The following is a 26,549-nucleotide window of genomic DNA, read 5'->3' as shown; positions in this document are numbered from 1 at the left end:
AGGCGTAAGTGTAACCATGAGTCAAGAGAACACCTCATCAATAATTGTCGTAGGAAAGCTCGGCGCCCCTTATGGTATAAAGGGCTGGCTTAAGGTACATTCATTTACTGATGATCCCGCAGGGATCTTCGATTTCAGCCCGTGGTTGATAGGGCAACAAGGTAAATGGCAGTCCTTAGAAGTGGTCGACTGGCGTCGCCACAACAAAGGCTTTATCGCTAAATTTGCGCAAGTAAACGATCGAGACGAAGCAATGGCTTATACCCATGCAGAAATCTCAATGGATGCAACGCAATTACCAGAACTACCGCAAGGTGAGTTCTATTGGCGAGATCTCATTGGCATGTCGGTTGTAACTGATAAAGGTTATAACTTAGGCACTGTTGATGACTTGATGGAGACAGGGTCAAATGATGTACTGGTTGTGAAAGCAAACAGTAAAGATGCATTTGGTCAATCGGAGCGTTTAATACCTTTTTTAACTGATTCAGTTATCAAAGATGTTAAATACGACGTAAAAGAAATTACCGTAGACTGGGATCCTGGGTTTTAATGACTCAAACTAGTTCATTGTGGGTTGGGGTGATAAGCCTTTTCCCGGACATGTTTGACGCAATTACCCAACAAGGGGTTACTGGTCGCGCAGTAAAAAATGGATTAATTGATTTTAACTGCTGGAATCCACGTGACTATGCTTTAGATAAGCACAGAACTGTAGATGACCGTCCTTACGGGGGCGGACCAGGTATGTTAATGATGGTTAAACCATTGGAAAAAGCTATTCTTGACGCTAAAAAAGCGGCAGGTGATGGTGCTAAAGTAATTTATATGTCCCCACAAGGGCGCAAACTTGATCAGCAAGGGGCTAGCGAACTCGCTAACTCTGAAAAACTGATTTTGATTGCCGGTCGATATGAAGGTATAGATGAGAGAATAATAGAGTCATACGTTGACGAAGAATGGTCAATTGGTGATTTTATTTTGAGTGGTGGTGAACTACCTGCCATGACATTAATTGACGCAGTAGCGCGATTGGTGCCTGGCGTGTTAGGTCATAACCAATCAGCAGAGCAAGATTCATTTTCGGATGGCTTGCTAGATTGCCCTCACTACACACGACCAGAAACATTGGACGACAAACAAGTTCCTGCTGTATTACTCAGTGGTAATCACCAAGCGATAGCAAGGTGGCGGCTTAAGCAGTCATTAGGCAGAACTTGGATACGACGTCCTGACTTGTTGCATAACCTAGCTCTGACTGAGGAGCAAGCGGTATTACTCGCAGAATTTCAGCAAGAGTACCAAAAAGCTTGTGGCTAGAAGACAGTTACACCTAGGAAAGTGAGAAACATAATGGCAAAAGTAAACCAAAATATTATTAAAGCGCTTGAAGAAGAGCAGCTTAAAACAGACGTACCTGCATTTGGCCCTGGTGATACAGTGGTTGTACAGGTAAAAGTAAAAGAAGGTGCTAAAGAGCGTCTACAGGCCTTTGAAGGTGTTGTAATCGCTAAGCGTAATCGTGGTCTTCACTCAGCATTCACAGTTCGTAAAATCTCGAACGGTGAAGGTGTTGAGCGTGTATTCCAAACGCACAGCCCTCTTATCGATAGCGTAACAGTTAAGCGTCGCGGTGCAGTTCGCCGTGCTAAGCTTTACTACTTACGTGAGCGTTCTGGTAAATCTGCACGTATTAGAGAAAAACTTAACTAATACGCGCTGTTTATCAACGCAAAAAACGGGTTGCAGTCTTCGGATTGCAACCCGTTTTCGTTTTTAAGCGGTCTAGATTTTTATTGTAATGTTGAGTGGCGCAGGCAATATTACATATTTGAAATAAATTGGCACAAAGAACGTTTCTCTTTTTTATTTACTGCAGCTTAGGTTTAAAATTTTTTATTGTTTTTACGCAATGGGTTTATCGATATTTAGCTCACTACTAAGAAACTGAAGACTCATTGATCATTCCCTTCAAAAGCTTTTGAAATGTTGCTCATAATCTGACTGATAACATAAATTCACCGTTGGTTTTAACCTTGCTATATGTGATCAGCCCTTTTAACGTCTAACGTATCCTGTTAGTATTTATCGTATTGATTAGTTTACTTTTATGTAAATATAAATTTACGAAATTTGATTTTTTCAAGGTGGGATTGGACGTGGCAAATATAAGTGATTTGGCCCAACTAAGACAAGGTATAGATGAATGCGATGCGCAGCTTGTTGCCTTATTAGCTAAACGCAATGGTATTACCCAAAAAATTGGTGAAATCAAACAGCAAACAGGTGCGCCTTTACATGCACCAGAGCGTGAAGCTGAATTACTAGCTGCTAGGCGCCAAGAAGCGATTAATCAAAATGTAAGTCCCGATCTAGTGGAAGATATTCTCAGGCGGATGATGCGTGAAGCATATCAAAACCAACAGGCTAAGTTAGCGTGTGCAGCGCCATCACTTTCACCTATTGTTATTGTGGGCGGTCAAGGGGCGATGGGGCAGTTATTTGCCCAACAATTTATGCGCTCAGGTTATGACGTCAAAATATTAGATAAAGAGCAGCAAGATGATGCCCAAAGCATTTTAACCGGTGCAAAACTGGTCATGATAAGTGTACCTATTAATGCTTTAGAGTCTGTAGTTGCTAAACTACCAAAACTAGATGATGACTGTTTGCTCGTAGATATTACATCAGTAAAGCAATCGCCAATTAAAGCATTAAAAGCAGCTCATAGTGGTCCAGTTGCTGGTTTACACCCTATGTTTGGGCCTGATATTTCACATTGGGTAAAACAAACGGTAGTTGTATGTGAGGGCAGAGAACATAAGGCGGCAAAAGGGCTATTAGAGCAGTTACAAGTGTGGGGGTGTCAGCTTGTAGAGCTAGATGCTAAAAAGCACGATGAAGCTATGCAAATAATTCAGGTAATGCGACATTTAACAACGTTTGTTTATGGGCAGTTTTTAGCAAAGCAAAGCCATACTTTAGCAGAGTTACGAAGTTGCTCGTCGCCGATATATCAATTAGAGCTAATGATGGTAGGGCGTTTGTTTGCGCAATCACCTGAGCTTTATTCCGATATAATGTTGGCTCAGTTTGATGACGTTGAAAGTTTGTTAGCTCAATACCAAGATACCTTTGCTCAAACGCTTGAAAAGCTTAGGGTAGGTGATAAAGCAGCCTTAATGGAGGCATTTGCAGATGCTAAATCATATTTTTCAGACTCAACTGCGCATTTTTTAACACAAAGCCGCAGTTTACTTAATAAAGCGAATGACGCTAAGGTGCTCGACTAGTTTTACATCAAATAAATGTAAAGGGGGCACATTTTGTGCCCTTTTTTAATAGTCTATATTTAAGTATTCACACTAACAGCTTGTAATGTTTCACTTTGGTAGCAACCTAATATGCGCACATATTGGGTATGTTCTTTAAGTTCCTCTAGCGCTTCTTTTACTTGGGTATCAGCCAAGTTTGCCTCTAAATCAACATAAAACACTTCTTCCCATGGGTTGCCTGGGGTAGGGCGTGATTCCAGTTTTACCAAGTTTATTTTGTGTTGCTTGAAGATCATCAGTGCATCAGCAAGTGAGCCGGCTTGTTGTTTGGTCGACATGATCAAGCTGGTCTTCGTTGGTATTTGATTCGACACATGCAAAGGCTTACGCGCTACGACTATAAAGCGGCTGTGGTTTTCGCTTTGATTAGCTAAGTTTGATTTAATAACTTCAAGGCCTACATTTTTACCAGCTTGAGCTGAGCCAATTGCAGCACTATTTGGTGTACTGAGCGCAGATTGAAGCGCTGAAGATGTTGAGTCACATGTTTCATGTTGCAAATCCCCTAACCCTTGTAAAAAGCGGCTACATTGCGCGAAGGGTTGTGGATGAGCAAATACTTTTGTGAGCTGTTCAAGTTGTGTATCAGGTTTAGCTAATAAGCAATGCTCAACACTGTGTGTCACTTCACCAACAATAGATACTTGTGCGTGTTGTAGTAAATCAAATACTTCGTTAATACTGCCTGAGCTGGTATTTTCAATAGGAAGTAATCCAAAGTCTGCTTGCCCGCTTTCTACCTTGGAGGTGATTTCTTCAAACGATGAACACCCAATTTCAACGAGTTTGCCGGGGCGACGGCTAAAGTACTTATGGCAAGCAAGTTGGCTATATGAGCCTTGCCCACCTAAATAAGTAACACGGTGTGTTTCGCTTAATGCATCAGGGTTTAGGTTTTTTTGCAGCATTGCTTGCTGGTGTAATACGGAGTCTTCTAGGATTGTTTGAAAAACATTGTTTACATAATACGCATCTAAGCCAAGTGACTTGCCATAACCAATTAATTTTTCTAGTAGTGCTAGTTCACGGGCTTCATCACGAATAGGCTTGTTATTTGCAATTTTATATTCAACAACACCATGACTAATACGGCGCCGTTTAGCTAGGAGTACGAGTAAGTCAGAGTCTATTTCATTTATATCATGTCTTAATGTGTTTAATACATCGTTGGTCATTTTGGGGTTCCTCATTCCAAAAGTCATCTGCGTAAATGCAGCATATACAAAAAAGCCTCCCGGTTGGGAGGCTTTACTATTCGATTGATTTATCTCACAAACAGGCCAGCCTCTTTTATATAAAGAAGCTAAAAAAAGAAAAAATAATGCGAGAATAAAATATGTTCATGTAGTTAATGTATGGAGAGTTAGGGGTAATGTCAATAACATACTTTACTAAGATAGTGCTTAAGTATTGATTATTTCAACTTTTGTAATTTTTTTATAAAGTTTACAAAAAATTTATAATAATGAATTTGAATCTGGTATATTTCATTAACAGCTAAATAATAACAACTATTAATAATTAAGGTTGGCTTGTGCTATATAGACGCCCTCCATCGCGTTTTGGAATAAACTCTTTAAGTGTGAAATTGTCGTTACTCATATCCTCAATTTGTTTAATTGCGGGTGTTTGTGCTGCCTTTTTTATGCTTAAATCTGAGGAAAAGCAGCTGGTTTTTGAAGAGCACGAAGTACTAAAAAGCTCGACCGATTTATTAGTAAGGCAATTTAAAGAACGAATAGAAACAAAAGTTAACATTGCTAAGCAAGCTAACAACATAGTTAATGAGCAGTTATTTCAAAAAAACTCCCCAATTGATCTAACCAGTAAAGCACAATTACAGTTTAATAGTGATGGCACTATTCGAAGCGCTTCATCGGATGGTTTATCTGCCGCGTTTTTACCACAAGAAAAGTTCACACCTTTTTACAAACAGTTATTTAATAACTCTGAAGCACTATGGGATGTTATCTCACCAACATTAGTTTATGACTTCTACAATTTTTACCTTATAACCAATGATGACTTTATCAGAATATCGCCACCTAATTGGGCGTTAAATGCTCCTGCTGATTTTCGAGTAAGCGGTGGTTCAACTTATAAGTATGTTCGCGAAAGTTTAGGCAACTCTGTAGAGCCTGAATGGTCAAAGGTTTACTACGATAGAGTATGGCATGATTGGGTGATCAGTTTACTGGTCCCTATTTATTCGAATAATGAATTTATAGGGGTTACAGGCAGTGATATTACGCTTAATAAACTCGTGTCTTTTCTACCTATAGGAGACAAAGAAAAAAACTTACTTGTTTTTGATAGTAAAGGCCAATTATTAGCCCACCCAGATTTGAGTACTTCATTACTTGCTGAATACGGAAAAAATAATAAAAAAGTGGCTATGGACGAGTTTGTAAACCCTCAGCTCAAGTCAATTATTAGTGAGGCAATTGCGACAAAGCTTCCAGAATATGCAAGTTCTTTTTTACAAAATGACGAGGCACACTTAATCAATATTCAAAAAATTGATCAGCTAGATTGGTACATAGGGGTTTATAAAAAGCGTTCTTCTACATTGTCTGCTCTGCAAGATTTGAAACTTAAGTTTTTTGGTCTTTTTATTCTTTACGCTATTTTAGTTGCCTTGTTATTGCATCAAGCCTTGCAGCATCTTGTGTTACGCCGATTGCATTCACTTGTTTATGCGGTATCGAGCTTTGGTCAGGGCAAACTAGATACTCAATTTCCAGAAGAGAACAAAGACGAAATTGGTACGCTTAACGGTTCGTTTAAAGATATGACGGTTGAAATTCGTAAATTAATAGATGGACTTAACCAGCGAATAACTGAAAAAGAAATAGCCGAAAAAGCAGCTAATCGATTATCAAAAGCAGTTGCTTTCTCTGGCACAGGTGTTGTTATAACTGACGAGAACTTTGTTATCGAATACGTTAACCCCAAAATGTTAGAGATGACAGGTTATCCAGAAAGTCATTTCACTCGAGCGCCACTTTTAAACATTATTGCGTCTGATATGGCTATTTTGGTTGAAGATATTGATATAGACCTACGTAGTCGTAACTATTGGCGCGGTGATACGTTAATTGAAAGCAAAGACAAACAGCCTATTTGGGTTTCATTGAGCGTTTCACCGATACGAGAGGAAGGCGGTAATATCACAAGTTATGTTGCTTCCGCACAAGATATCTCGTTTGTTAAAGAAAGCCAGCGCAAAATGGAACAGCTCGCTTATTTTGACACGCTAACAGGTTTAGCAAACAGAACCTTCTTCAGAATGCAGTTGCGCAAATCTCTTGCGCTTGCAGAACGTGGTCATTATGCCTTTTCACTTTTTTACTTTGATTTAGATGAATTTAAGCGAATTAATGACACCCTTGGACATGACGCAGGCGATCAATTATTAATACAGGTCGCGAATAGATTGAAGAAGCGCCTAAGATCAGAAGATACGATTGCACGTTTAGGCGGCGATGAGTTTGCAGTATTACTCAGTGGAATTGAAAGCCAAGAACACGCAACCGATGTAGCACATACAATCCAACAAACGCTTAATATGCCTATTATGCTAGGAAATAACGAAGTAATTATAAGCGCGAGTATTGGTATTACTATGGCGCCATATGACAGCCTCGAAGAAGATCAATTATTAAAGCACGCGGATTTAGCAATGTATGAGGCCAAAGAGAAAGGGCGAAATACGTTCCACTTTTATAGCCAAGAGCTAAATGCAGCCGCAAATGAGCGCTTATTTATAGAAAACGAATTGCGTATTGCGTTAAAAGAAGATCAGTTTGTGGTTTATTATCAGCCGCAGATAGATAGCCGTACTCAAAAGGTTGTAGGATACGAGGCATTATTGAGATGGTTCCACCCAACAGAAGGTTTAATACCGCCAGATAAGTTTATTCCTATAGCTGAGGCGACAGGGCTTATTGTTGAATTAGGTGAGTGGGTATTACAGGAGTCATGTGATTTCGTTGTGAGATTGACAGAGCAAAACCGTGAAAATAACGTATCGATTAACTTATCTGCTCGCCAATTTAAAGATTCGAATCTTGTGCCGACCCTAAGTAAGATGATTATTACATCGGGCGTATCGGCTAAACGATTACATTTAGAGTTAACTGAAAGCATGCTGATGGGGAACGTAGAGGCTGCTATTGCTCAACTTCATGAGCTAAAAGCGCTAGGTATTTCTATTTCAATTGATGATTTTGGAACGGGGTATTCTTCGCTTAGTTATTTAAAACGCTTCCCGGTAGATATACTCAAAATAGATCGTTCATTTGTGCAAGATATCCCAGAAGATAGCAATGACATGGAGATTACTGCCGCTATTATAGCAATGGCTCAAAAGCTTAATTTAGATGTGGTTGCTGAAGGGGTAGAAACCATAGATCAAGTTGAGTTTTTACAAAACAACAACTGTTTTATAGTGCAAGGGTACTATTACAGCCGGCCAATCCCTGAGTCTGATTTACCAGACTTATATTTAAAGCTGGGTGAAGTACCATTTAAAAAAGTAATGTAGTTTTATAATTGCGGGTTAACCACCCGCAATTTTCACTTTAAACTTCAAGCCCTCTAAAATTGCTTTTAACTTATCTCGGTCATCGCCTTGGACTTCTATAACGCCTTCTTTTACAGCGCCACCTTGGCCCATTTTACTTTTTATTGTTTTAGCTAACTTTTTTAAGTCATGCTCTTTTGGGTCTATGCCAACAACAAGCATTACGCCTTTACCTTTGCGACCTTTTGTTTGACGCTCAATACGAACAAAACCATCTTTGAAAAGCTTAATATCAAGCTCTTTTTCTGGTTTTGGCTGGTCAATACGTCCAGTGCTTGTTGAATATACTAAGTGACTATCTGTCATGGTTTACCTTATTCAGTCAAAATGTATTAAATAATGGCGTAAATAATAGCAAATTTGCTGTTGTGTGTTTTTCTTTTTGCTAAATACTTTTAACAGGTTATATTTAATCAAAGATACATTTAACGGAGAAATCGATGAATTTAACTACCCGTACATCAGCCGATGGGAAAGCGCTAACAATACAAATAAAGGGAAAGTTTGACTTTAATTTAGTGCAGTCTTTTCGCCAAGCCTATGCTCAGATAGACAGTAGCACTAACAAAGTGATTGTAGATTTAAGAGAAACTGACTATATGGATAGTTCTGCACTAGGCATGCTTTTAAATATGAAAAAAACATTAGAAGATAAAGTGACTGTGTTTGAAATCACTAATTGCCAGCCACAGCTGAAAAAAATATTACAAATATCGCGCTTCGATAAGAAATTTGATATTAGCTAATGGCAGCACACGTTCTTATTGTCGATGATCAGGCATTAAACCGTATTTTATTAAGTCAAATGCTCAAAGATGAAGGTTATCAAGTATCGATGGCCTTCAACGGCCAAGAAGCAATTAAAGTCCTTGAGCATGAAGCCATAGACATTGTGTTACTCGATGTAATAATGCCGGTTATGGATGGTTTTGAGACAGCCAAAATAATAAAAAATAAATACAGTGAAGTTTATTTACCTATTATTTTTATTACTTCGTTAGACGACAAAGCAAGTTTTGAAAAATGTTTAGAAGTTGGCGGAGATGACTTTATCCACAAGCCATTTGATAAAGTTATTCTTCACGCAAAAATTAAAGCTCATAGAAGAACTCGTGAGCTAAGCAAAAAAGCCAACCAACAAAAAAAACTACTCGAGTATCACCACAATCAAATTGAACGTGAACACGAAATAGTGGAACACATATTTAATAATTCACTCGAATATCAAGATGATTTTAAGCAACATCTAGATTTTAATTTATCGCCAGCATCCATGTTTAATGGTGACATGTTTTTAGTTGCACAAAGTCCCATTGGTAACTTGTATTGCATGCTGGGTGACTTTACTGGGCATGGCTTGGCAGCTGCTATAGGTGCGCTACCTGTCTCTCGCGCATTTTATACAATGGTAAATAAAGGTAAGGCCGTTAATGATATTGCCTTTGAGCTAAATACACTTCTTTACAACCTGTTACCGGGGCATATGTTTTGCGCGGCTACCATTGTGGAGCTCAGTGCGTCAGGAAAAAGTATATCAGCGTGGCTTGGTGGCTTACCCGATGCATATTTGATCGATACTGAAGGTAATATAAAAAAGACATTAGAATCTCAACACATGGCATTGGGTATATTAGACAAACATGAATTTGAGTACGATTTAATACATTTTGAAGTAAATAGTGATACACGTTTAGTTTTTGCTACCGACGGCATAACAGAAACCACTAATAAGCAGGACGAGTTTTTTGCTGAAGAACGCTTTATAGCATCATTAAAAAGTAAGCCCATGATCTCTTGTGAAGATATAATTGCTGATGTGAGTGATTTTGCGCAGGGCTTACAACAGCAAGATGATGTAAGCATTGTCTTGCTTAACTGTTTGCCTTTGCAGGTGGAAGAAAAGCCGAGAGAGCCTTTTTCAACGCTTGCCTTCAATTTGTCATTAAGCCTTAATTCAAAGCAAATTAAGCAAACCGATCCTGTCTACGATATTGTCAATATTCTTAGTCGTATTGAGGGATTAAATGACCATCGCTCAAACATTTTTTTACTCCTTTCTGAAGCTTATAATAATTCACTTGATCATGGTGTTTTAGGATTAGACTCCGCAATAAAGCTGCAAGAAGACGGTTTTTTTAAGTTTTATGAAATGCGTGAGAAAGCCATAAATGAGTTAAAAGATGCCATGATCATTATTGATATACGCTACTGCCCAGAAACACTCAGTTTGTATTTTATCATTTGTGATTCGGGGAGGGGGTTCAGTAGCCAATCAAATGATGAAATGAGTGGCAATAATGAATTTGGGCGTGGTCTTTCACTGCTTGAAGAAATTGCAGAAAAAGTCACATATAACGCCAGTGGTAACCAAGTTGAAATGTCCTATAAGTTGATCTAGCTCTGTGAAAATATCCATGCTATTATTTCTGGAAACTTAGATGTATGGATGGCCAAATGATTTCTTCTTATTTAACGCAAGCGCAGTTGCGCGTTAATGCAAACTTAATTACAGCCGAGCTTGAAAAGCTTGAGCACTATTTAGCGCATACATCTTTACCAGAAACGCGTTGGCAGTATCAAATACCTGAATTAGGTGAAGGCGGGGCGTGTAGCTTATTTGGTTACTTGCAAGATGAGCCTTTTAACCTTGCTGATTTTTTAAGTAACGATAGTAATACCAATAGCAAGCTTGCACAGCTGCAAAGTATTGTTAACTATGTACACGCGCAAACGGGTGTTGACTGGTATGGTATTTATCAATCAACAGACACAGACGAAGGTAAACAACTTTTAAAGCTTGCTTATCATGGTGTACCTAGCCGCCCTCTATTTCCGCTTACAGAGGCCTTTGCTGCAGGAAGCAATAATGTTCAAGTGGCGTTATCACAAAAAGGTCGCATTATTAATAATGTAGAGAAGTATCTAGCACAAGGTGGAGAGTATTATACCTGTGACCCTAAAGTTAAATCTGAAGTATGTTTGCCTTTATTTAATGCCCAAAATGAGTGTGTAGGTATTATTGATGCTGAAGCATTTGATAATGACTTTTTTGATGACAAAGTTTTGGCCATTTTAATTGCGTGTTGTATTAAAATTCCTCACTCACTCGTGTAAATAACACTAGTCAACGTGATGTGCTTTTATGTTAAGCTAAGCTTAATTGCTAACCCATAAATATAGATAAGAGATAGCCCATGTTCTCAGTATTAAAACCATTACCAACCGATCCTATTCTTGGCCTTATGGCGGCCTATAAAAAAGATACAAACCCTAATAAAATTGATTTAGGTGTGGGTGTTTATAAAGATGAGCACGGTAATACACCTGTATTAAACGCAGTGAAGAAAGCAGAAGCATTCCGCTTAGAAAATGAAACAAGCAAATCTTATATTGGCTTAGCAGGTAACTTAGACTACTGTCAAAAAATGGAACAGCTATTACTTGGTGAGCACCAAGCATTATTAGCAAATCGCGTGCGTACAGCACAAGCACCAGGTGGTACAGGTGCACTTCGTGTTGCTGCTGAGTTTATTAAGCGTTGTAATACAGATGCAACTGTATGGGTTACCACACCTACTTGGGCAAACCACATTAGTTTATTTGAAGCTGCGGGTTTAACCGTAAAAGAATACCCGTACTACGACTACGAAAATAAAGACCTGCTATTTGATGAGATGATCAATACCCTTAAGCAAGTACCAAAGGGTGATGTAGTGCTATTACACGCATGCTGTCATAACCCAAGTGGCATGGATTTAAACGAAGCTCAGTGGAACACAGTAGCAGAGCTTGCTAAAGAAGTTGGCTTTACACCATTAGTAGATATAGCTTACCAAGGCTTTGGCTCTTCACTAGAAGAAGATGCACGCGGACTTCGTATTTTAGCTGATGCCGTTGAAGAGTTAATTATTTGCTCATCGTGCTCTAAAAACTTTGGTTTATATCGTGAGCGTATCGGTGCATGTTCATTAATTGCAAAAGACAGTGCGACAGCTGATGTGTCAAACTCAGTAATGTTAAGTGTGGTACGTAGCATTTATTCAATGCCTCCGGCACATGGTGCTGATATTGTTAACACTATTTTAAGCAGTACAGAGCTTACGCAAATGTGGCATGCTGAACTTGAGGAAATGCGTACGCGTATTAATGGCCTTCGTAGTTTAATTAAAGAAAGCTTAGCATCAAAAGACATAGCACAAGACTTTTCATTTATTGAACGTCAACACGGTATGTTTTCGTTCTTGGGTATTAATAAAGAGCAAATTGAGCGATTACAAAAAGAGTACGGCATATACATTGTTGGCTCAAGTCGTGTCAACGTAGCCGGTGTTAGCAAAGCAAACCTTGATTACTTTGCAAATGCAGTTGCTGACGTTTGTAAATAAACGTAGCTAATATAAAAAAACCGCACTTCATTAATCATGGTGTGCGGTTTTTTATTAACTAAATTTTGGTATTACAAAAGCAAGCTTTAACCAATTGCAGGTATAACCCCACTCATTTGCATAAATTGCGCAGTAATTATTAGCACACCACATAACGCTGCAATCAATAGCCCTGTACGACCACTGCGTACTTTATAACCAGTGTTGGTACTGGTTGAGGCACGTTGTTTATAAACCATAGCAACAGGTAAAAATACAGCCAGTACAACTAAAGCAATGGCGGCATAGCCAAGGGCCATTATGAAGCCTTGCGGGTAAAAAAGAGCAAACCCCAAAGGCGGAATAAATGTAATAAGCGCTGTTATAACACGGCCTTGGTTGTTATCTCCTTGTTTAAATGCATCAGCAAAAAAATCAAATAAACCTAAGCTTACACCTAAAAATGAAGTCGCTAACGCTAAATCAGCAAATAATTTCACCGCTATAGATACATTTGAACTATGTGCAATACCTGCAACACTGGCAACAAAACCACTTAAGCCCTCACTATTTAGTAAATCGCTTTGGCTCATAATACCTTGGCTTAATAGTTGCCAAAATATGTAAATGACCAAGGGTAATGCTGCGCCTGCAATCATCACTTTACGCAGAACTTTTATGTCAAGACCTACGTATTTAACAATTGATGGGATAGAGCCGTGAAAACCAAAAGATGTAAATATCACAGGAATTGCCGATAATATTAGCCCTTGCTCAACAGGCATTTCGAGCAAGTGCTTTGCTTGTACATAGGGCGTAAGCATATAAAATAAGCAAGCTAAAACAATCACCTTGATTGAAAAAAGTATTCTATTAAATTTATCTACCTTGCTAGTCCCTAGTGTAACCACGCTTGCAATAATGACCGCCAAAATAACGGAGCCAAATTGGGGGGCAATTTCTAAGTCAAATCCAAGGTTGATCCGCTCTTGAAGCTGAGCACCACCGCCTGCGATATAAGCTGCACATAAAGCATAAAATAAAAACACCATTGAAAAATTGGCAATGTATTGACCGCGCTTCCCAAGCCAGCGTTTAGCAAGTGTATTTAACGTTGCATCACGAGGGGCAAACTGGTGTAGCTCTAGCATCAGCAAGGCGGTGTAAGTCATTAATATCCAGCTTGCAACAATGAGTGCAAGTGCAGTCATAAAACCTAAGCCAGCAGAAGCGATAGGTAAAGCAAGCATACCAGCACCAATAGTGGTACCAGCTACAATTAACATGCTGCCTGTTGTTTTATTTTTGAGCACTTAATTACCTTAATTATTATTAATTTACACGCACCATATAACTAGAACGGTAAAACTCAAATAGTTTTGTTATAAATGGCATTAAATAAAATGTAACTTACATTTTACAGCTGTATATTTAAGCATTTTATAATCTTTAATATGATTAAATATCTATCCATAAACCCTTTACAGCGTATAATTCTATTACTAGTTATTGAGCGTTTATATCTTAAGATTAAACTGACCGTTAAGTACGTGTACTGTAACTAGTGCATTAATACGCTTGGCTGGCTTTTTCCCTCAAAACCCACTCGCCTTATTTTTAACTTACAAAGGAATGGTACGTGCCTGTTAAGGTTTCTTATTTTTTAATGGTTCTTATATGGTCCACCACTCCGCTGGGTATTGTGTGGAGTAGTGAGAGTGTTTCGCCATCACTAGCGGTGTTAATGCGTATGCTCGTTGGGCTATTCATTGGTGCGCTTGTTGTTGCAGTCACTAATGTAAGAGTGCCATGGAGTAAGCAAGCCTGCCTACTCTATGCTTACTCAAGCATTGGTATTTTTGGTGGCATGTTATTGAGTTATATGGCGGCTAGAACAGTGCCTTCTGGCATTATTTCACTTATGTTTGGATTGGCACCTATTTTATCGGGATTGCTTGCTCAACAGCTATTAAACGAGCCTAAATTTAGTTTAATAAAACTCATTGCTTTAGCAAGTGCGTTAGTCGGACTTTATTTTGTAAGTTATAACCAAGTACAAAACTCACAAACTCAGGGGCTTGGGCTTGTATATGTGTTTATGGCTGTATGCTTTTTTAGCTTAAGCGGTGTGATGATAAAGCGGGTGAAAATTGCAATTCACCCTATGGCCACAACATTTGGTGCACTAGTATTTGTAACGCCATTATTTTTTATTGCGTGGTGGGTGCTTGATGGTGAGCTTAATATACAAAACTGGAATTTAAGGTCGCTTTGGGCAATTGGTTATTTAGGACTATTTGGGTCGTTAATAGGGGCATTGGCATATTTTCATGTTTTACAAAACTTAAACGCGAGCACCGTTGCGTTAACAACACTTATTACACCTAGCTTTGCAATAGGGTTAGGTGCGTGGCTAAATAACGAGCCACTAAGTAAAGAGCTAATAATTGGCGCTGCTATTATTGTAATTAGTTTAGGCTTTTTTCAATTTGGTGATAAATACTTAAAAACTAAAAGTAAGCGCTAGGGCGTGTTTAACTTTGCGGCATAAAATGTCTTTAATCGAGAGCGATTAATTAAATTACGGCGCAAAGTTTGTAACCTCGTACATTAAGTAACCCCCCTACATTTTAGCTATTTGAATGACCAAACGGCGGTTTTTATCGCGGCCTAAAATATTATCATTGGTGTCTACAAAGCGTTTTTCACCAAACCCCGTTGTTTTTACTTTATTTTCATCCACACCTAAGCTAACCATATAATCTTTTATCGCTTTTGCACGCTTACGAGATAGGTCTAAGTTGTTCCAACGACCGCCATAACTGTCGGTATAAGAATCAATACTAATGGACTCAATGGTTGAATCGTTTTTTAGATATTCAGCAATTTTATCAAGGCGCTGCTGAGATGACTTAGTTAACTTACTGCTATTAGATTGATAGTTCATCACTGTAAACGAAATATCCTCAAAGCTGTAAGGTAATAGTTCGTCACGGCATTGCAAAAAGGCCCAATAGGCTTGCTTAAAGTTTACACTTGAAATACCAACGGCAATTTTATCGGCACTATTTTGCCAGTCTTGGTAATAAAAAGTGGGGTAAAACCCTTTTTCAAGTTCTGTAAGCATTTCCCAAGCAGTTTGATTACCGAGTTCACCATCAAACTTTTTAAGTAGCTTCATATTTGCTATGTCGCGTGCTGGCAGCCCAGATCGCCAAGAAGGAGGAACTGCTTTAAGCCCTGCAATGGCGTAATTTTCAGGGCGAACAACCATATCTAAATTGAAAGTTAGGTTTTTATTTTTACTCGCCGATGCTTTAAAAATAGCCTCGCCATAGTAAGGTACCTCATGGTTCAACTGACATTGCAAACGTGTTGTTTTAACAACTTCCCAATTTGAACTGTCTTGATTTGCAGAGTAATTACGCATGGCAGCATGTGCACTGACGCTCAACAGCGCAGAGCTAATACTAACGCTCATTAATAATAACTTTAATTTCATCAAAAACTCCCCGTAAACCCGACACGCCAAAAATTTGGCTTTGTTCAGTACTGCCATATTATATAGCAGTTAACACTTAGCTAGTATCAATTAAGCAAGTTATATGCCTATAATTGTAGGGATAAATAATAGGAAAAAGTCCCTAGCCGAACGGCACCTACTTTTGACATAATAGAAGGCTTATACCTACAAACCAAGAATACTATGGCAAATACTGAGCAAACCCTTTTCGCAAAACGCTTTCGTGGCTTTTTTCCTGTTGTTATTGATGTTGAAACTGCTGGTTTTAACAAAGAGACAGATGCATTACTTGAAATTGCAGTCTCTGTTTTAAAAATGGATGATGACGGGTTGCTTAGCATAGATCAAACAGTGCATTTTCACGTTGAGCCGTTTGAAGGCGCAAATATTGAGCAAGCAGCAATTGAATTTAACGGAATTGACCCATTTTCTCCATTACGAGGCGCAGTCGCAGAAGAAGACGCCATTAAAGAGATTTGTAAGGTCGTGCGTAAAGCGCAAAAGGCAGCAGGGTGCCAGCGTTCTGTTATTGTGGCGCATAACGCCGCGTTTGATCATGGCTTTTTAAATGCGGCTATTGAGCGTAATAATATAAAGCGCACACCGTTTCATCCATTTGTCAGCTTTGATACAACAACGCTAGCAGGGCTTGCTTTAGGTCAAACAGTATTAGCTAAAGCTTGTCGTGCAGCTGGAATTGAATTTGATAACAGTCAAGCACACTCGGCACTTTACGACACAGAACGCACTGCTGAATTATATTGTTTAATTGTAAACCGTTGGCAAGAGTTAGGCGGTTGGCCGCTTGCGCCACTCGATGAGAGTGACGATGATGAAGCCGCCAAGGAACCTAAAACGACTGAGTAATTTTACCCTCAGATAATTTTACGAAGTGGGGGGGATAAATACGCGAAAACTGTTTTGTTTCTTTTGCTATTTTGAGCTCCACACCAGGGTGCATTAATTCGTTCACTTTTAAGCGGCTAGAGGCCAATAGCTGGGCTATTTTTCTTTTTACGAGTGCTTTTTGTTGCTTAACATGACGAGAGCGGGCATTTACTTGCTTTTCGTTAGCCGTAATTTTATCAGTAAATTGCTTGCGCTGAGCAGGGTTAGTTATTTTCTCTGCTTTAGTTCGCGCATTTTTTAATTCCAGTAATTTAGTACTTAATACCTTTTCAAAGTCGTTAATTTGGCTTTGCTTATCACGCAGTTCAAACCAATTTTGTGCTAAAAATACACGCGTTTTAGTACCAGCAGGCGCACCTAATTCACCAGTTTCAATCCGCATTGCATCAAATATATTACCACCAATAATTTTGCCACGAGGGTTATCGGCTTTGCCAACACGTATTAAACGTTTAGCTGTTAGGTCACAATGTAATACTTGGCGCTCTATGAATAAACTTTGTTCAGTCTTAATGTCACAATATTGAGCATAGCCTATAGAAATTGTACGCTTGGCTGAAATACGGCAAGTAAATGCTTCTTCGTTTTCACGGTTTCGGCCTATGGCACCTAATACAATAGTTACAGCACTTTCGCTCTGCACAATTCCTGATTCAACAAAGCCTAAAACAGTAATGTCACCTTTCGCTTTTACTCGCATTCCGTCTTTTATATCGCCACTAATAATTACACTGCCGTCAAAATCAATGTGGCCTGTACTTACATCTACATTATCGAAACATAAAACGTCGTCAACGCGCATTCCACGTGGCAGCGCAACAGGAACGCCTTTGCAATCTGCAATCAGTAAATTAGGGTTTGTTGGGTCTATTTTTGTCCCTTCAAAGGGTTGTAGTTCAAGTTCTTTTCCTGGCGAAGCAGGGATAATATCGCCAAACACCGTGTATCCGTCTTCACCCTGGGTGGCGGCTATACGTTGCATAAGAGGAGTGCCCGGTTTAACAGTAATGATAGCCCCAAGATCTTTCATATCAACTTTACCGCCAGCGGTTGCTTGCGGGCTTAAAACGCGATCTTGTGCTGTTGAGCAAAGGCGAACAAATTTAGCATCGCTACCTTCTTTTGGATTGCGGCCATGGGCTACAATAGCGCTATATGCCACACCTGAAGCTTTTTCAAACTGTTGGCCTAAAAAACTATCAAGCGCACGCGGACTAATCCCTTTTTTTACACCTGCTTGGCTAAGCGCCTCTTGCGCATCTTCCATTGTTAGCAGTGATCCACCTTTAGCTGTAGTAATAGTGGCCTCTGCAACCATATTCTTTTCATCAATATTAATAGCAATAGTGGCATCCACTGCTTTAGCAATCACCAAAGATACTTCTTTGTGGTTTTTAGAAGGCGCAAAAAGTTTACCGATATTAGCTGTAATAGTTTCATACTCGCCAAATTCAGATTGTTCAAACATTTCAATTAATTGAGTGCTTGTGACCGGAAAACCGCTATCAATAGGATGTTTAATTAAAGAAACACACCCTGTATTTTTATCTAATGAAAAAACCGACATTTTAAATCCCTACTTCTTATGCCTGTTATTATTCTTAACCTTTACAGTTACAACTAAACCTTTAGCAATAGCTGGCTAATCCCTTATTTGAACACAGGTTTACCATATTGTTAAGTAAATGTTTACTGCAGCTAATACATTATTGCTAATTTGGTTGCTAAATATGCAGTTAGCCTGTGTAAATCAAATAAAGCGTCATTAAGCCTTGAGTATCATCACTTTACTCAGTTATACTGCTTGCACGCTCTGAATGAGTTTACTAATTCAGGGGCTGATTAGGATTCGACGGAATTCAAGAAGCCCAAGGTGCATGTCGAGGTGCGGTTTGCCTCGTAAAAAAGCCGCAATCTAAAGTAATCGCAAACGACGATAACTACTCTCTAGCAGCTTAGGCTGGCTAGCGCTCCTTCCATGTATTCTTGTGGACTGGATTTTGGAGTGTCACCCTAACACCTGATCGCGATGGAAACCCTGGCCGGGGTTGAAGCGTTAAAACTAAGCGGCCTCGCCTTTACTTACCGTGTTTGTCCGGGATTTAAAGGTTAATTAAATGACAATACTAAACATGTAGTACCGACGGTCGAGGCTTTTCGGACGGGGGTTCAAATCCCCCCAGCTCCACCACTTTAAAACCGCTGAAAGCTAGTAAATACGTAGCTTTCAGCGGTTTTTTCACATCTACAACCCTCTATAACACTCTACAAAATACACAAACTCTACACACCAGCAAATACGGGCTTTTGGCTTAATTGTACATTTTATGTTTTCAGTGCTTTTTCACAAAAATACACAAAATATACACACGGTTTTCTTGTGAAAAATTATCATAGAACTGTTGAATAGCGGAAAAATATAGCCATGCCCTTGCTGGGGTCAGACCTTGACTTCAGACATCAATAATTTAGACTTATATTTTTCTGCTTATTGAGTAAATAGCTATGCCTAGGCCACTGCGAATAGAATATGAGAATGCGTTTCATCATGTAACGAATCGTGGGAGAGGGGGGGAAAGTACTTTTTTAAGTGATAAGGACTTTAAGTATTTTTTATCTTGTATTGAGAAAGCGAGCTATCGTTTTAATATAGAGGTGCACGCATATTGTTTAATGACCAATCATTACCATCTGCTAATAAAAACTCCCGATGCTAATTTAGGCAGAGCCATGAAGCATATTAATGGCCTTTATACTCAATACTTTAATCGAAAATATAATACAGATGGTGCACTGTTTAGAGGGAGGTATACCGCGGTGTTGGTGGATGCTGAAAACTACTTATTGCATGTGAGCCGTTATATTCATCGTAACCCAATCGAAACAAACACACCGCTAGCATGTGACCTTGCTGAGTATGAATGGTCTAGCTATCATTCGTTCATCAAAAAAGCAGAAATGCCCAAATGGCTAGTTCGAGACTTTATATTCTTGCTGCAAGGTAAAAGGTCTAAATATGCAGCTTATAAGCAATTTGTCGGATTGGGAAACACTAAAGAAATAAGTGATTTTTATAATACTAAACCTTTATCGTCAGTATTGGGCAGTCAGGATTTTATTGAAAGTATAAAGGACTACATTACAACATCTAACAGCAAAAGTAAGTTTGTTACTAAAAAGCATTCACCAGATGATGTTATTGTTTATCTTGCCACATACTTCAGTGTTGAAATTGATGATATCTTAATGGTTAAAAAGGGTCGAAAAGAAAAAAACTTACCACGCTGGTTTGCTATGAAGTTATGCCAAGATTTAACAGGGTTAAATTTGCAGGCACTAGCCGATGTTTTCAATGTCCACCATTTTTCAGCAATATCTAAAACGGTAGGACGGTTGAATATGTTAATGCTTGAAGATAAAAAGGTTGAATTACAATTGAAGAAACTTCGGGAATGCTTGGTATCTGCAATCAAAATTTAACTTTTATATAAAGCTAGAGCGAGGTAACCCGAATGGTTATTTCAATATGAACATTAAAGTACCTTTAACGGCATATAAACGCTGTGAGTTCAAGCAGTCCGTTTTTAATTTGTACATTACGTTATGGAGTAGAGCTAGAGGTGAAAAGTCGTTTAGAGCGAGAAGGGAATTGGGAGGTCAATTAAGATTTAAGATAAAAACTCTGTTGCTTTTATTAGCGCATATTGAAGCCCAAAGAATGAGCCAAAAAATGCAGACAGAACAATGATCATGAAACCTCCGCCTTTTGTTGATTCGAATACATCCTCGCTTCTTCCATCGTAGTTACCAAACTTCCTGTCTAATCTCACTCCTGCTTCAAACGAATCTCTAAGTCCTTTTCGCTCAGGGTAGAAGAATGGATGTATTTTACGTCCTAAAAATATCGCGAAGCCGAATGATAATATTCCGATTATTATTGTTGGTACTTCAAATTCCATTACTTCTACTCCGCGGATTACTTGTCAACTAGACAATCATTTTTCAATGATTGCTCAAAATCTACTTTTTAAAATTATACATTTGATTCTAACAGGAAAACTAGCACATGCTGTATAGTTTATTAAGCCCATATCATTGATTCACATTACTTTAGTGTAAAGTCATTTAAAACTAAACGTACGTTTCAGTCCCAAGTAGCCAATAAATTGAATGACATTTATTGGAACTTTTACGAAGTTCGGCTGTGAGCGATATATAGTCATTTACACCTAAGAACTACACTTTAAAGTGGTTTAGGATATGTGCTTACAGGCTACGAATAATGAGCGAAAATCATTTGATGATCACCGCTTTTCTTTCGAGCCAGTAAGTGCTCCACGGCTCGCTAACGAATACTCAGGGCACGCACATAAACTGCTGGCTATATTTCTTTCGAATAGCGTGGAATACATACCAATCCTTCATAAATAGGAGTGGATGATAATGTCGATAGATCAATTTGCTGCACATGTTGGCTTAGATTGGGCAGATAAAAAACATGATGCTTGTATTCAATTTAAAACTGGCGGGCGTCGCTTTGAGGTAATTCAACATACACCAGAATCATTAGATACTTTGCTCAATACGTTGCACAACCAGGTAAATGGGAGAATCGCAGTTGCACTGGAGTTAAAAAAAGGTCCAATAGTGTATGCTCTACAAAAATATCCCTTTATTACAGTTTTCCCCGTTCATGCGTTGTCACTAGCACGTTACCGCCAAGCATTTTCACCTAGTGGTGCCAAAGATGACCCTCAAGATGCAGAGTTGGCACTTGACCTTATGCTACGCTATCCAGAAAAAATAAAACCAATTGAACCAAGTACCGGTGAACTCAGGCTATTACAACAATTAGTTGAACAACGAAGACTGCTGGTTGAAGATAAACGACGTTTTGTTAATGGGCTTATTAATACACTTAAGCAGTACTACCCTCAGCCTTTAGAATGGTTCTCCCACCTAGACAGCGGGCTATTCTTAGATCTCATTGCTAGATGGCCTAGCCTCCAACTACTTAAAAGAGCTAAAGCTAATACAATACGGCGTTTTCTGAACTCTAAAGGTGGACCCGCTGTTAAGCAAACAGAAGCACGGATTGAGCACATTAGAAATGCACTTCCGCTTGCAACGGATCAATATGTCATAGAAGCTAATATGTTGCTCGCTGTAGCTCAGGTAAAGCAAATCAAATTAGCAGTGGAGAGTATTAGAATTTATGACGTGCGTATAGATGAGTTGTTTAAAATATTACCAGATGCAGACATTTTCAAATCCTTACCATGTATCGAGCCATGTATGGGGCCTAGAATGTTAGCGGCTCTTGGGGATAATCGAAACCGTTTAATAGTGCCGAAGAAATTCAAAATTATGCGGGTATTGCGCCTGTTACCGAACGAAGTGGACAGAAGTCATGGGTACATTGGCGATGGCAATGCTCTAAGTTTGTAAGACAAACCTTCGTGGAGTGGGCCGCGAAAACAGTACATACTTCTTATTGGGCGGGTATATATTATCAAGGGTAACGCTCTAAAGGTAAGTCTCATCAATCTGCTGTTAGAGTGCTTGCATTTAAATGGATACGCATAATCTATCGGTGTTGGAAAATGAAATGTTGCTACGATGAGGCTAAGTATTTAAAGGCACTTAAAGAGCGTGATTGGCCATCATTAAAGACATAAATGACTTGATGAATGCCTCAGGGCGTGAAGCGGTCAGTCAAAAGTTTTGATGTCTGAAGTCAAAATTTGATCCCATTGCCTCAGAAATCATAGTTAAAAAGGTGATCTAATAACGTGAATCTGCAAATAACCGAGGGCGTATACAATTTTTTGTGTTTTGTCCGATATTCCAGAACTCTTCCATTTTGCTCCTTTTTTTGCCATTTATAAAACATCTGACAAGGTTAACTATATGTTTACAGATGTTTTTTTGAGGGCTAAGATAAATACATTATGATATATGTACATTTACCCGTTTATAAAACGATAAATGTCGTAGATAGGGTTGTTAGCCATTCCAAGGGAGTATGATTTGTACCAGTTAAGGTATTGGAATTTATTAAAGGAACTTAAGGCCCAAATTGGCTATCTTCACAATTATGCTTCAGATGATGAATGGACTGATAAGGCTCTTAATTTTTTTATGGCAATCGCTTCTTCAGCGAGCATCGCAATTCTGATGATGCAATTTTTGAAAGGACTATAATGCTAAAACGATTAAGACTTAATAGTGCTAAATCTAGGTTGATAGAGGAGAAGCTTTACGAGTTAGTACTGGATGAGTTAGAAGGTGGGGATATTTGCAGAGGGATTTGGGCAAAGGCTGTTGCAAAATCTAATGGTAATGATAGTCAAGCCAACTCTAAGTATATCGAATTGCGAGTTGAATCACTTAAAGATAAAGCGCATGTCATACAATCAATTCTTGATTCTGATTTAGCAAAAGAAAATAAAGAGAAACACATATGGGTTAGCTGCTCAATACTTATTTTTGCGAAACAGCTTCTTCATCGTATTTATTGGCTTCTAGTAATCTTTGCTATATGTGTAGGCATAGTTAATTTAATTATCTAACATAACTCAACCTGATAATTCATATTAACAGAAATAAAAAAATTAGATGACGACCATCTTAATTACACTAATGAAAAACAGTAATTATAAAAACAAAGGGGTAAAACCTTAACTTCATACATTAAAAACCTTCAAAGCCTGCAATTGGCACTTTCCAGAAGTTTGACTTGGGCTAAATAGCTATTATTAAGTAGCAGGGGAGGGTTAGCTGAGTAGAATACGTATCAAGTCTATCATCCCCCCTTTAAGTCTGTATTTAACTAAGTATTATGCTCTCTTTCATACTCATCGATGAAATTACCATAATGCTGATAGAGTGTATTGGGTGAAGAGTGCCCCATAAGCTTAGATACCTTCCAGTGGTTTGCACCTTCAGAAATCAACTGAGATGCAAACGTGTGTCTCATCTGGTAGGGGTAACGGTACTGTACACCACAAGAGTCTAGTAATTTTATCCATCTATTTTTTCTAAACGAATCTTGGTTCCAAACCCTTTGCCGAGAATTTAAAAATAGGTATTCAGAGTTATGTTTTTTCATTTCTATCGCTAATAGATCACAAACATCTTCTGAAATAGGAATTTTTCTTCGGCCGGCTTTTGTTTTGGTTGCCTTAACTATACCGTCAACAATAGCTTCGTAAATTGACACCTGTTTTGTTTTTAAACATACGTCAGCTTTTTTTAACGCAACCCACTCACTAGAGCGAATGCCTGTGTTGAATACAAGGCTTACAATTGCTCGTATCGTCCCAGATGAACCGTTTATTATCCTAGCCTTTTCTTGAGGTGTGAATGGAATTACATTTTTATGTGCACCTCTTAAATCTATGTTGTTTATTTTAGGTAAATATTCACCTATGCGGATATTTTTAACAGGGTTTGATTTTATTAATTTATCGATCACAGCTCGATCTAGGCAACAACGTAAAAGTGAAATCCGGTTTGATAATGTTTTTCTCGATACAGTTGATGTTTCGATTAAATTTACAACATCAATGCTCTCCAATTCAGAAACTTTACAATCCCATAATGCTTTTAATCCGTTTTTAGCTTTCTTATACCCAGTAATTGTTGATTTTTCTAATCCCCTGACTATTCCCCTTTCAATATATAGGTCCATGTACTCAACAACTTTTGCGTCGTTTGGGGTAGTTGTAAACAGCTTTACTTTGTTAGATTTTGGAAAATGTGTGGAATAATCAAAAGTGTCATGCGCTATTTCATTTTTGATTTGGCCCAAAAAAAATCCTGCAGATTTTAGGCCTTGCTTATTAGGGATGAATGGTACTTTTTCTCTACATAAAACACCTTTGTAGGTGAAGGTGAGTTGGAATGATGTAGCTTCACCTTTTGAGTTGTAACGAATTACTACGCCCGCTGGGGGCTTAATTTTTTGAGTTTTTAATAGCATTTTAGAGTTATCACTTTAATATTTTAATCTTATATATTTTATCCATAAAATACTGTATTTTAAGGGTTCTTTGCTGCTAAGCTCAGCCCAAAACCCTTTGGTTACTAAATCAAACCTCCTTGATTTTTAACCCAGTCAGTTACATTATTTAGATCAACCCAACGTTCTCTAACGCCATCAACTTTATAAAAATGTTTACCTTCTACCCAAGCACCTCTCTGGATTCGAGATTCTACGGCTTTTTTAGTTTCGCCCGACACTTCGCAATATTTGCTGATTAGTACTACGTCTATCATTTAAACTTCCTAGAAATGTATTTGATTTTAAAAAAAACTCTCAACCTTTCTATCTTCATATCGACATTGGAAAATTCTTTTTAAGTAGTAAAGTGGAAAAAACTCAATAAAAATAAAAGAAACAACATAAATAAAATTTAAATCACTTTAAAATCAGTGTTTTGTAATTTTAAAAATATTTTAATTTTTTATTGATGCTATTAACGTTTTCGGCATTTCTAAGATTTTTTGCGTGCAATTTGACCTTGATTAGAGTGTGTATAGTTTAAAAAATAACTCTGAGAAAATGCGGAGGGGGGATGGGTAAAAAGCTTACCTTAAGTTGGGTATTTATGCTTAAGTAGGCAGTTAGATAGAGGGTTTATATGCGCAGGCTTAAATTTTTTTATCGTGTGACAAAACAAGTCTTATTAAAATTAGTGTCAGTACTATCGCTGGTAATATCCAAATAAAATCAGTCATATTGTTCATTCTCGAGGTGAAAGGTCCGTACTCAACATTAATGATTTTTATTATTTTTGCAAATTTAGCCAACATAAACGCAACTCTTCATTTTACCCACCGCATGGCCCTAGTTAATTTCAGGACAATTAACGAGGACAAATCATGAAAAATATTAAATCTCAATTTATTCGCCAATACGTTCGAGCCAGTAGATCTCCGTGGGATGACTGCACTACAATTTTATTGTTAGCAGATGTAGTTAATGAACAAACATTAGAGTTAAATTTCAATAATTACATCTATTTACATAGAGATAGCGTTGGAAAAATACTTGGCATTAGTATTTCAAATAGTATGTTGGAAAAAAATCCAAGTTTTGAGAATAGGTATTTAGAAGGGCACGACATGACGCTTTTTTTACTTATCTACATAGAGCAAATAACACAGTTTTGTGAGCTGTTCTCTGAGGAGTTTCAGCAAATATTTATGCAAACGCCAACTACATTTTTTGCAGCAGCAGAAAGTGATTGGGTCGATATTATCGAAAATGCATAACCCCCTAAGCGAACATTTGTTCGCTTTTTTAAAAATATTTTTCGTAAACCGTTTTAAATACCCATGTCTGATTTTATTTACTAATACGTTATCGATTTTGATAACAAACCACACAAGGATAGTGAACACATGAAACATGCATACGTATCAACATTGGATTTTTTAAATTTATTACAAACATTTTGCCGAGTAATTACCACGAATGACCATCAGATAAACTTATTAGAATTACGCAGTGATAATGCGAATTTAGATGAGCTATGGGAGGTAATTGGCCCTGAAATTACAGCGAATAAAGAGCTAAATCAGTATGCTATGCGAAAGTTTACCTACGAGCTGATGCATGCCCTGATTAGCGACCCAGTAGAGCGGGTGGAGCTGCCATGTGACTTCGAGGATGATGTTTTTTCTTAGGGTCAAATTGGAAAAAGTTAGCTACAGAAACTGAGGCCAAAATAGTTATTTTCAAAACAAAAATAACAGCCTGATCATGTCTCCCAAAATATGCCGTGAATCATTATTTGCTGATTCGTTGCCCTAACTGCAATAGCGTT

23 protein-coding genes, 1 other RNA gene and 1 pseudogene are annotated in these 26,549 nt (G+C 38.2%); 17 read left to right on the top strand and 8 right to left on the bottom strand.

The window, feature by feature from the left end; genetic code table 11:
• The first annotated feature begins 16 nt into the window (after positions 1–16).
• From rimM to tyrA, 4 genes are all read left to right on the top strand, one after another.
• A complete protein-coding gene (gene rimM / locus R0J88_RS13725; protein ID WP_006792802.1) occupies positions 17–553 on the top strand; it encodes a ribosome maturation factor RimM in 537 nt (178 codons plus the stop codon).
• Positions 553–1,320: a tRNA (guanine(37)-N(1))-methyltransferase gene (gene trmD, locus R0J88_RS13720; protein ID WP_410900184.1), complete on the top strand. Its 768-nt coding sequence runs from the start codon at positions 553–555 to the stop codon at positions 1,318–1,320. Before rimM ends, trmD begins: the two co-directional genes overlap by 1 nt.
• Before the next feature lie 33 nt (positions 1,321–1,353).
• Complete coding sequence (gene rplS, locus R0J88_RS13715) at positions 1,354–1,713, top strand: 50S ribosomal protein L19 (protein WP_008132530.1); 360 nt, start codon at positions 1,354–1,356, stop codon at positions 1,711–1,713.
• 446 nt (positions 1,714–2,159) lie between these two features.
• Positions 2,160–3,293, top strand: coding sequence for a bifunctional chorismate mutase/prephenate dehydrogenase (gene tyrA, locus R0J88_RS13710; protein ID WP_410900183.1), 1,134 nt, complete (start codon positions 2,160–2,162; stop codon positions 3,291–3,293).
• A 59-nt stretch (positions 3,294–3,352) separates the two neighbouring features.
• On the opposite strand, the gene R0J88_RS13705 is transcribed toward tyrA, so the two are convergent.
• Positions 3,353–4,510, bottom strand: a complete 1,158-nt coding sequence (locus R0J88_RS13705; RefSeq protein ID WP_008132528.1) for a chorismate mutase — start codon at positions 4,508–4,510, stop codon at positions 3,353–3,355.
• Between the two features lie 359 nt (positions 4,511–4,869).
• Here R0J88_RS13705 and R0J88_RS13700 point away from each other — a divergent pair, with 359 nt between their 5' ends.
• Positions 4,870–7,881 (top strand): EAL domain-containing protein, encoded by a 3,012-nt coding sequence (locus R0J88_RS13700; RefSeq protein ID WP_410900182.1) that lies wholly within the window; start codon positions 4,870–4,872, stop codon positions 7,879–7,881.
• A gap of 15 nt (positions 7,882–7,896) precedes the next feature.
• On the opposite strand, the gene R0J88_RS13695 is transcribed toward R0J88_RS13700, so the two are convergent.
• Positions 7,897–8,226 carry a translation initiation factor gene (locus R0J88_RS13695; protein WP_010555944.1) on the bottom strand — a complete coding sequence of 110 codons (330 nt, stop codon included), beginning with the start codon at positions 8,224–8,226 and terminating at the stop codon, positions 7,897–7,899.
• 134 nt (positions 8,227–8,360) lie between these two features.
• Here R0J88_RS13695 and R0J88_RS13690 point away from each other — a divergent pair, with 134 nt between their 5' ends.
• From R0J88_RS13690 to R0J88_RS13675, 4 genes are all read left to right on the top strand, one after another.
• Entirely contained in the window at positions 8,361–8,666 is a 306-nt protein-coding gene (locus R0J88_RS13690) for an STAS domain-containing protein (RefSeq protein WP_006794681.1), read from the top strand.
• Entirely contained in the window at positions 8,666–10,318 is a 1,653-nt protein-coding gene (locus R0J88_RS13685; RefSeq protein ID WP_410900181.1) for a SpoIIE family protein phosphatase, read from the top strand. The genes R0J88_RS13690 and R0J88_RS13685 overlap by 1 nt, the downstream gene beginning before the upstream one ends.
• 56 nt (positions 10,319–10,374) lie before the next feature.
• On the top strand, positions 10,375–11,034 hold the full coding sequence (locus R0J88_RS13680) for a GAF domain-containing protein (protein ID WP_286888997.1): 660 nt from the start codon (positions 10,375–10,377) through the stop codon (positions 11,032–11,034).
• 80 nt (positions 11,035–11,114) lie between these two features.
• A complete protein-coding gene (locus R0J88_RS13675) occupies positions 11,115–12,305 on the top strand; it encodes an amino acid aminotransferase (RefSeq protein ID WP_410900180.1) in 1,191 nt (396 codons plus the stop codon).
• An 86-nt stretch (positions 12,306–12,391) separates the two neighbouring features.
• On the opposite strand, the gene R0J88_RS13670 is transcribed toward R0J88_RS13675, so the two are convergent.
• Entirely contained in the window at positions 12,392–13,597 is a 1,206-nt protein-coding gene (locus tag R0J88_RS13670) for an aromatic amino acid transport family protein (protein ID WP_410900179.1), read from the bottom strand.
• A 326-nt stretch (positions 13,598–13,923) separates the two neighbouring features.
• Here R0J88_RS13670 and R0J88_RS13665 point away from each other — a divergent pair, with 326 nt between their 5' ends.
• Positions 13,924–14,811 (top strand): DMT family transporter, encoded by an 888-nt coding sequence (locus R0J88_RS13665; protein WP_006794686.1) that lies wholly within the window; start codon positions 13,924–13,926, stop codon positions 14,809–14,811.
• Positions 14,812–14,907: 96 nt separating this feature from the next.
• On the opposite strand, the gene R0J88_RS13660 is transcribed toward R0J88_RS13665, so the two are convergent.
• Entirely contained in the window at positions 14,908–15,786 is an 879-nt protein-coding gene (locus R0J88_RS13660; RefSeq protein ID WP_006794687.1) for a flagellar protein MotY, read from the bottom strand.
• 204 nt (positions 15,787–15,990) lie between these two features.
• Between R0J88_RS13660 and rnt the strand changes: the two genes are divergently transcribed.
• On the top strand, positions 15,991–16,674 hold the full coding sequence (rnt, locus tag R0J88_RS13655; RefSeq protein WP_008132506.1) for a ribonuclease T: 684 nt from the start codon (positions 15,991–15,993) through the stop codon (positions 16,672–16,674).
• On the opposite strand, the gene R0J88_RS13650 is transcribed toward rnt, so the two are convergent.
• On the bottom strand, positions 16,658–18,283 hold the full coding sequence (locus R0J88_RS13650; RefSeq protein ID WP_058428575.1) for a DUF342 domain-containing protein: 1,626 nt from the start codon (positions 18,281–18,283) through the stop codon (positions 16,658–16,660). The genes rnt and R0J88_RS13650 overlap by 17 nt on opposite strands.
• A gap of 267 nt (positions 18,284–18,550) precedes the next feature.
• Here R0J88_RS13650 and ssrA point away from each other — a divergent pair.
• Together ssrA and R0J88_RS13640 are read left to right on the top strand one after the other, a co-directional pair.
• Positions 18,551–18,907, top strand: a transfer-messenger RNA (tmRNA) gene (gene ssrA, locus R0J88_RS13645).
• A gap of 314 nt (positions 18,908–19,221) precedes the next feature.
• The gene (locus R0J88_RS13640) at positions 19,222–20,196 is read left to right on the top strand and encodes a transposase (RefSeq protein ID WP_410900178.1); all 975 of its coding nucleotides are present in this window, start codon (positions 19,222–19,224) and stop codon (positions 20,194–20,196) included.
• A 188-nt stretch (positions 20,197–20,384) separates the two neighbouring features.
• Here R0J88_RS13640 and R0J88_RS13635 read toward each other — a convergent pair whose 3' ends face one another.
• On the bottom strand, positions 20,385–20,675 hold the full coding sequence (locus R0J88_RS13635) for a hypothetical protein (protein WP_410900177.1): 291 nt from the start codon (positions 20,673–20,675) through the stop codon (positions 20,385–20,387).
• A gap of 484 nt (positions 20,676–21,159) precedes the next feature.
• Between R0J88_RS13635 and R0J88_RS13630 the strand changes: the two are divergent.
• Together R0J88_RS13630 and R0J88_RS13625 are read left to right on the top strand one after the other, a co-directional pair.
• Positions 21,160–22,394: pseudogene (locus R0J88_RS13630) on the top strand (IS110 family transposase).
• A 525-nt stretch (positions 22,395–22,919) separates the two neighbouring features.
• Positions 22,920–23,288, top strand: coding sequence for a hypothetical protein (locus R0J88_RS13625; RefSeq protein ID WP_410900176.1), 369 nt, complete (start codon positions 22,920–22,922; stop codon positions 23,286–23,288).
• A 260-nt stretch (positions 23,289–23,548) separates the two neighbouring features.
• On the opposite strand, the gene R0J88_RS13620 is transcribed toward R0J88_RS13625, so the two are convergent.
• Together R0J88_RS13620 and R0J88_RS13615 are read right to left on the bottom strand one after the other, a co-directional pair.
• A complete protein-coding gene (locus R0J88_RS13620; protein WP_410900175.1) occupies positions 23,549–24,700 on the bottom strand; it encodes a tyrosine-type recombinase/integrase in 1,152 nt (383 codons plus the stop codon).
• A gap of 104 nt (positions 24,701–24,804) precedes the next feature.
• A complete protein-coding gene (locus R0J88_RS13615; protein WP_410900174.1) occupies positions 24,805–24,996 on the bottom strand; it encodes a hypothetical protein in 192 nt (63 codons plus the stop codon).
• Between the two features lie 606 nt (positions 24,997–25,602).
• On the opposite strand from R0J88_RS13615, the gene R0J88_RS13610 reads away from it, so the two are divergent.
• Together R0J88_RS13610 and R0J88_RS13605 are read left to right on the top strand one after the other, a co-directional pair.
• Positions 25,603–25,995 (top strand): hypothetical protein, encoded by a 393-nt coding sequence (locus R0J88_RS13610; RefSeq protein WP_410900173.1) that lies wholly within the window; start codon positions 25,603–25,605, stop codon positions 25,993–25,995.
• Between the two features lie 129 nt (positions 25,996–26,124).
• Entirely contained in the window at positions 26,125–26,409 is a 285-nt protein-coding gene (locus tag R0J88_RS13605; protein WP_024601268.1) for a hypothetical protein, read from the top strand.
• Positions 26,410–26,549 lie beyond the last annotated feature (140 nt).

This window comes from Pseudoalteromonas sp. SIMBA_162, from assembly GCF_046535955.1.
Lineage (GTDB): Bacteria > Pseudomonadota > Gammaproteobacteria > Enterobacterales > Alteromonadaceae > Pseudoalteromonas > Pseudoalteromonas marina.
This window is presented reverse-complemented; position numbering and strand designations above follow the sequence as displayed.

What these genes read in the sequence shown, in the direction of transcription:
- rimM (WP_006792802.1), top strand. Translation starts at nt 17, where the DNA reads ATGAGTCAAGAGAACACCTCATCAATAATTGTCGTAGGAAAGCTCGGC.
- trmD (WP_410900184.1), top strand. Translation starts at nt 553, where the DNA reads ATGACTCAAACTAGTTCATTGTGGGTTGGGGTGATAAGCCTTTTCCCG.
- rplS (WP_008132530.1), top strand. Translation starts at nt 1,354, where the DNA reads ATGGCAAAAGTAAACCAAAATATTATTAAAGCGCTTGAAGAAGAGCAG.
- R0J88_RS13705 (WP_008132528.1), bottom strand. Translation starts at nt 4,510, where the DNA reads ATGACCAACGATGTATTAAACACATTAAGACATGATATAAATGAAATA.
- R0J88_RS13695 (WP_010555944.1), bottom strand. Translation starts at nt 8,226, where the DNA reads ATGACAGATAGTCACTTAGTATATTCAACAAGCACTGGACGTATTGAC.
- R0J88_RS13690 (WP_006794681.1), top strand. Translation starts at nt 8,361, where the DNA reads ATGAATTTAACTACCCGTACATCAGCCGATGGGAAAGCGCTAACAATA.
- R0J88_RS13685 (WP_410900181.1), top strand. Translation starts at nt 8,666, where the DNA reads ATGGCAGCACACGTTCTTATTGTCGATGATCAGGCATTAAACCGTATT.
- R0J88_RS13680 (WP_286888997.1), top strand. Translation starts at nt 10,375, where the DNA reads ATGATTTCTTCTTATTTAACGCAAGCGCAGTTGCGCGTTAATGCAAAC.
- R0J88_RS13675 (WP_410900180.1), top strand. Translation starts at nt 11,115, where the DNA reads ATGTTCTCAGTATTAAAACCATTACCAACCGATCCTATTCTTGGCCTT.
- R0J88_RS13660 (WP_006794687.1), bottom strand. Translation starts at nt 15,786, where the DNA reads ATGAAATTAAAGTTATTATTAATGAGCGTTAGTATTAGCTCTGCGCTG.
- rnt (WP_008132506.1), top strand. Translation starts at nt 15,991, where the DNA reads ATGGCAAATACTGAGCAAACCCTTTTCGCAAAACGCTTTCGTGGCTTT.
- R0J88_RS13650 (WP_058428575.1), bottom strand. Translation starts at nt 18,283, where the DNA reads ATGTCGGTTTTTTCATTAGATAAAAATACAGGGTGTGTTTCTTTAATT.
- R0J88_RS13640 (WP_410900178.1), top strand. Translation starts at nt 19,222, where the DNA reads ATGCCTAGGCCACTGCGAATAGAATATGAGAATGCGTTTCATCATGTA.
- R0J88_RS13635 (WP_410900177.1), bottom strand. Translation starts at nt 20,675, where the DNA reads ATGGAATTTGAAGTACCAACAATAATAATCGGAATATTATCATTCGGC.
- R0J88_RS13625 (WP_410900176.1), top strand. Translation starts at nt 22,920, where the DNA reads ATGCTAAAACGATTAAGACTTAATAGTGCTAAATCTAGGTTGATAGAG.
- R0J88_RS13620 (WP_410900175.1), bottom strand. Translation starts at nt 24,700, where the DNA reads ATGCTATTAAAAACTCAAAAAATTAAGCCCCCAGCGGGCGTAGTAATT.
- R0J88_RS13615 (WP_410900174.1), bottom strand. Translation starts at nt 24,996, where the DNA reads ATGATAGACGTAGTACTAATCAGCAAATATTGCGAAGTGTCGGGCGAA.
- R0J88_RS13610 (WP_410900173.1), top strand. Translation starts at nt 25,603, where the DNA reads ATGAAAAATATTAAATCTCAATTTATTCGCCAATACGTTCGAGCCAGT.
- R0J88_RS13605 (WP_024601268.1), top strand. Translation starts at nt 26,125, where the DNA reads ATGAAACATGCATACGTATCAACATTGGATTTTTTAAATTTATTACAA.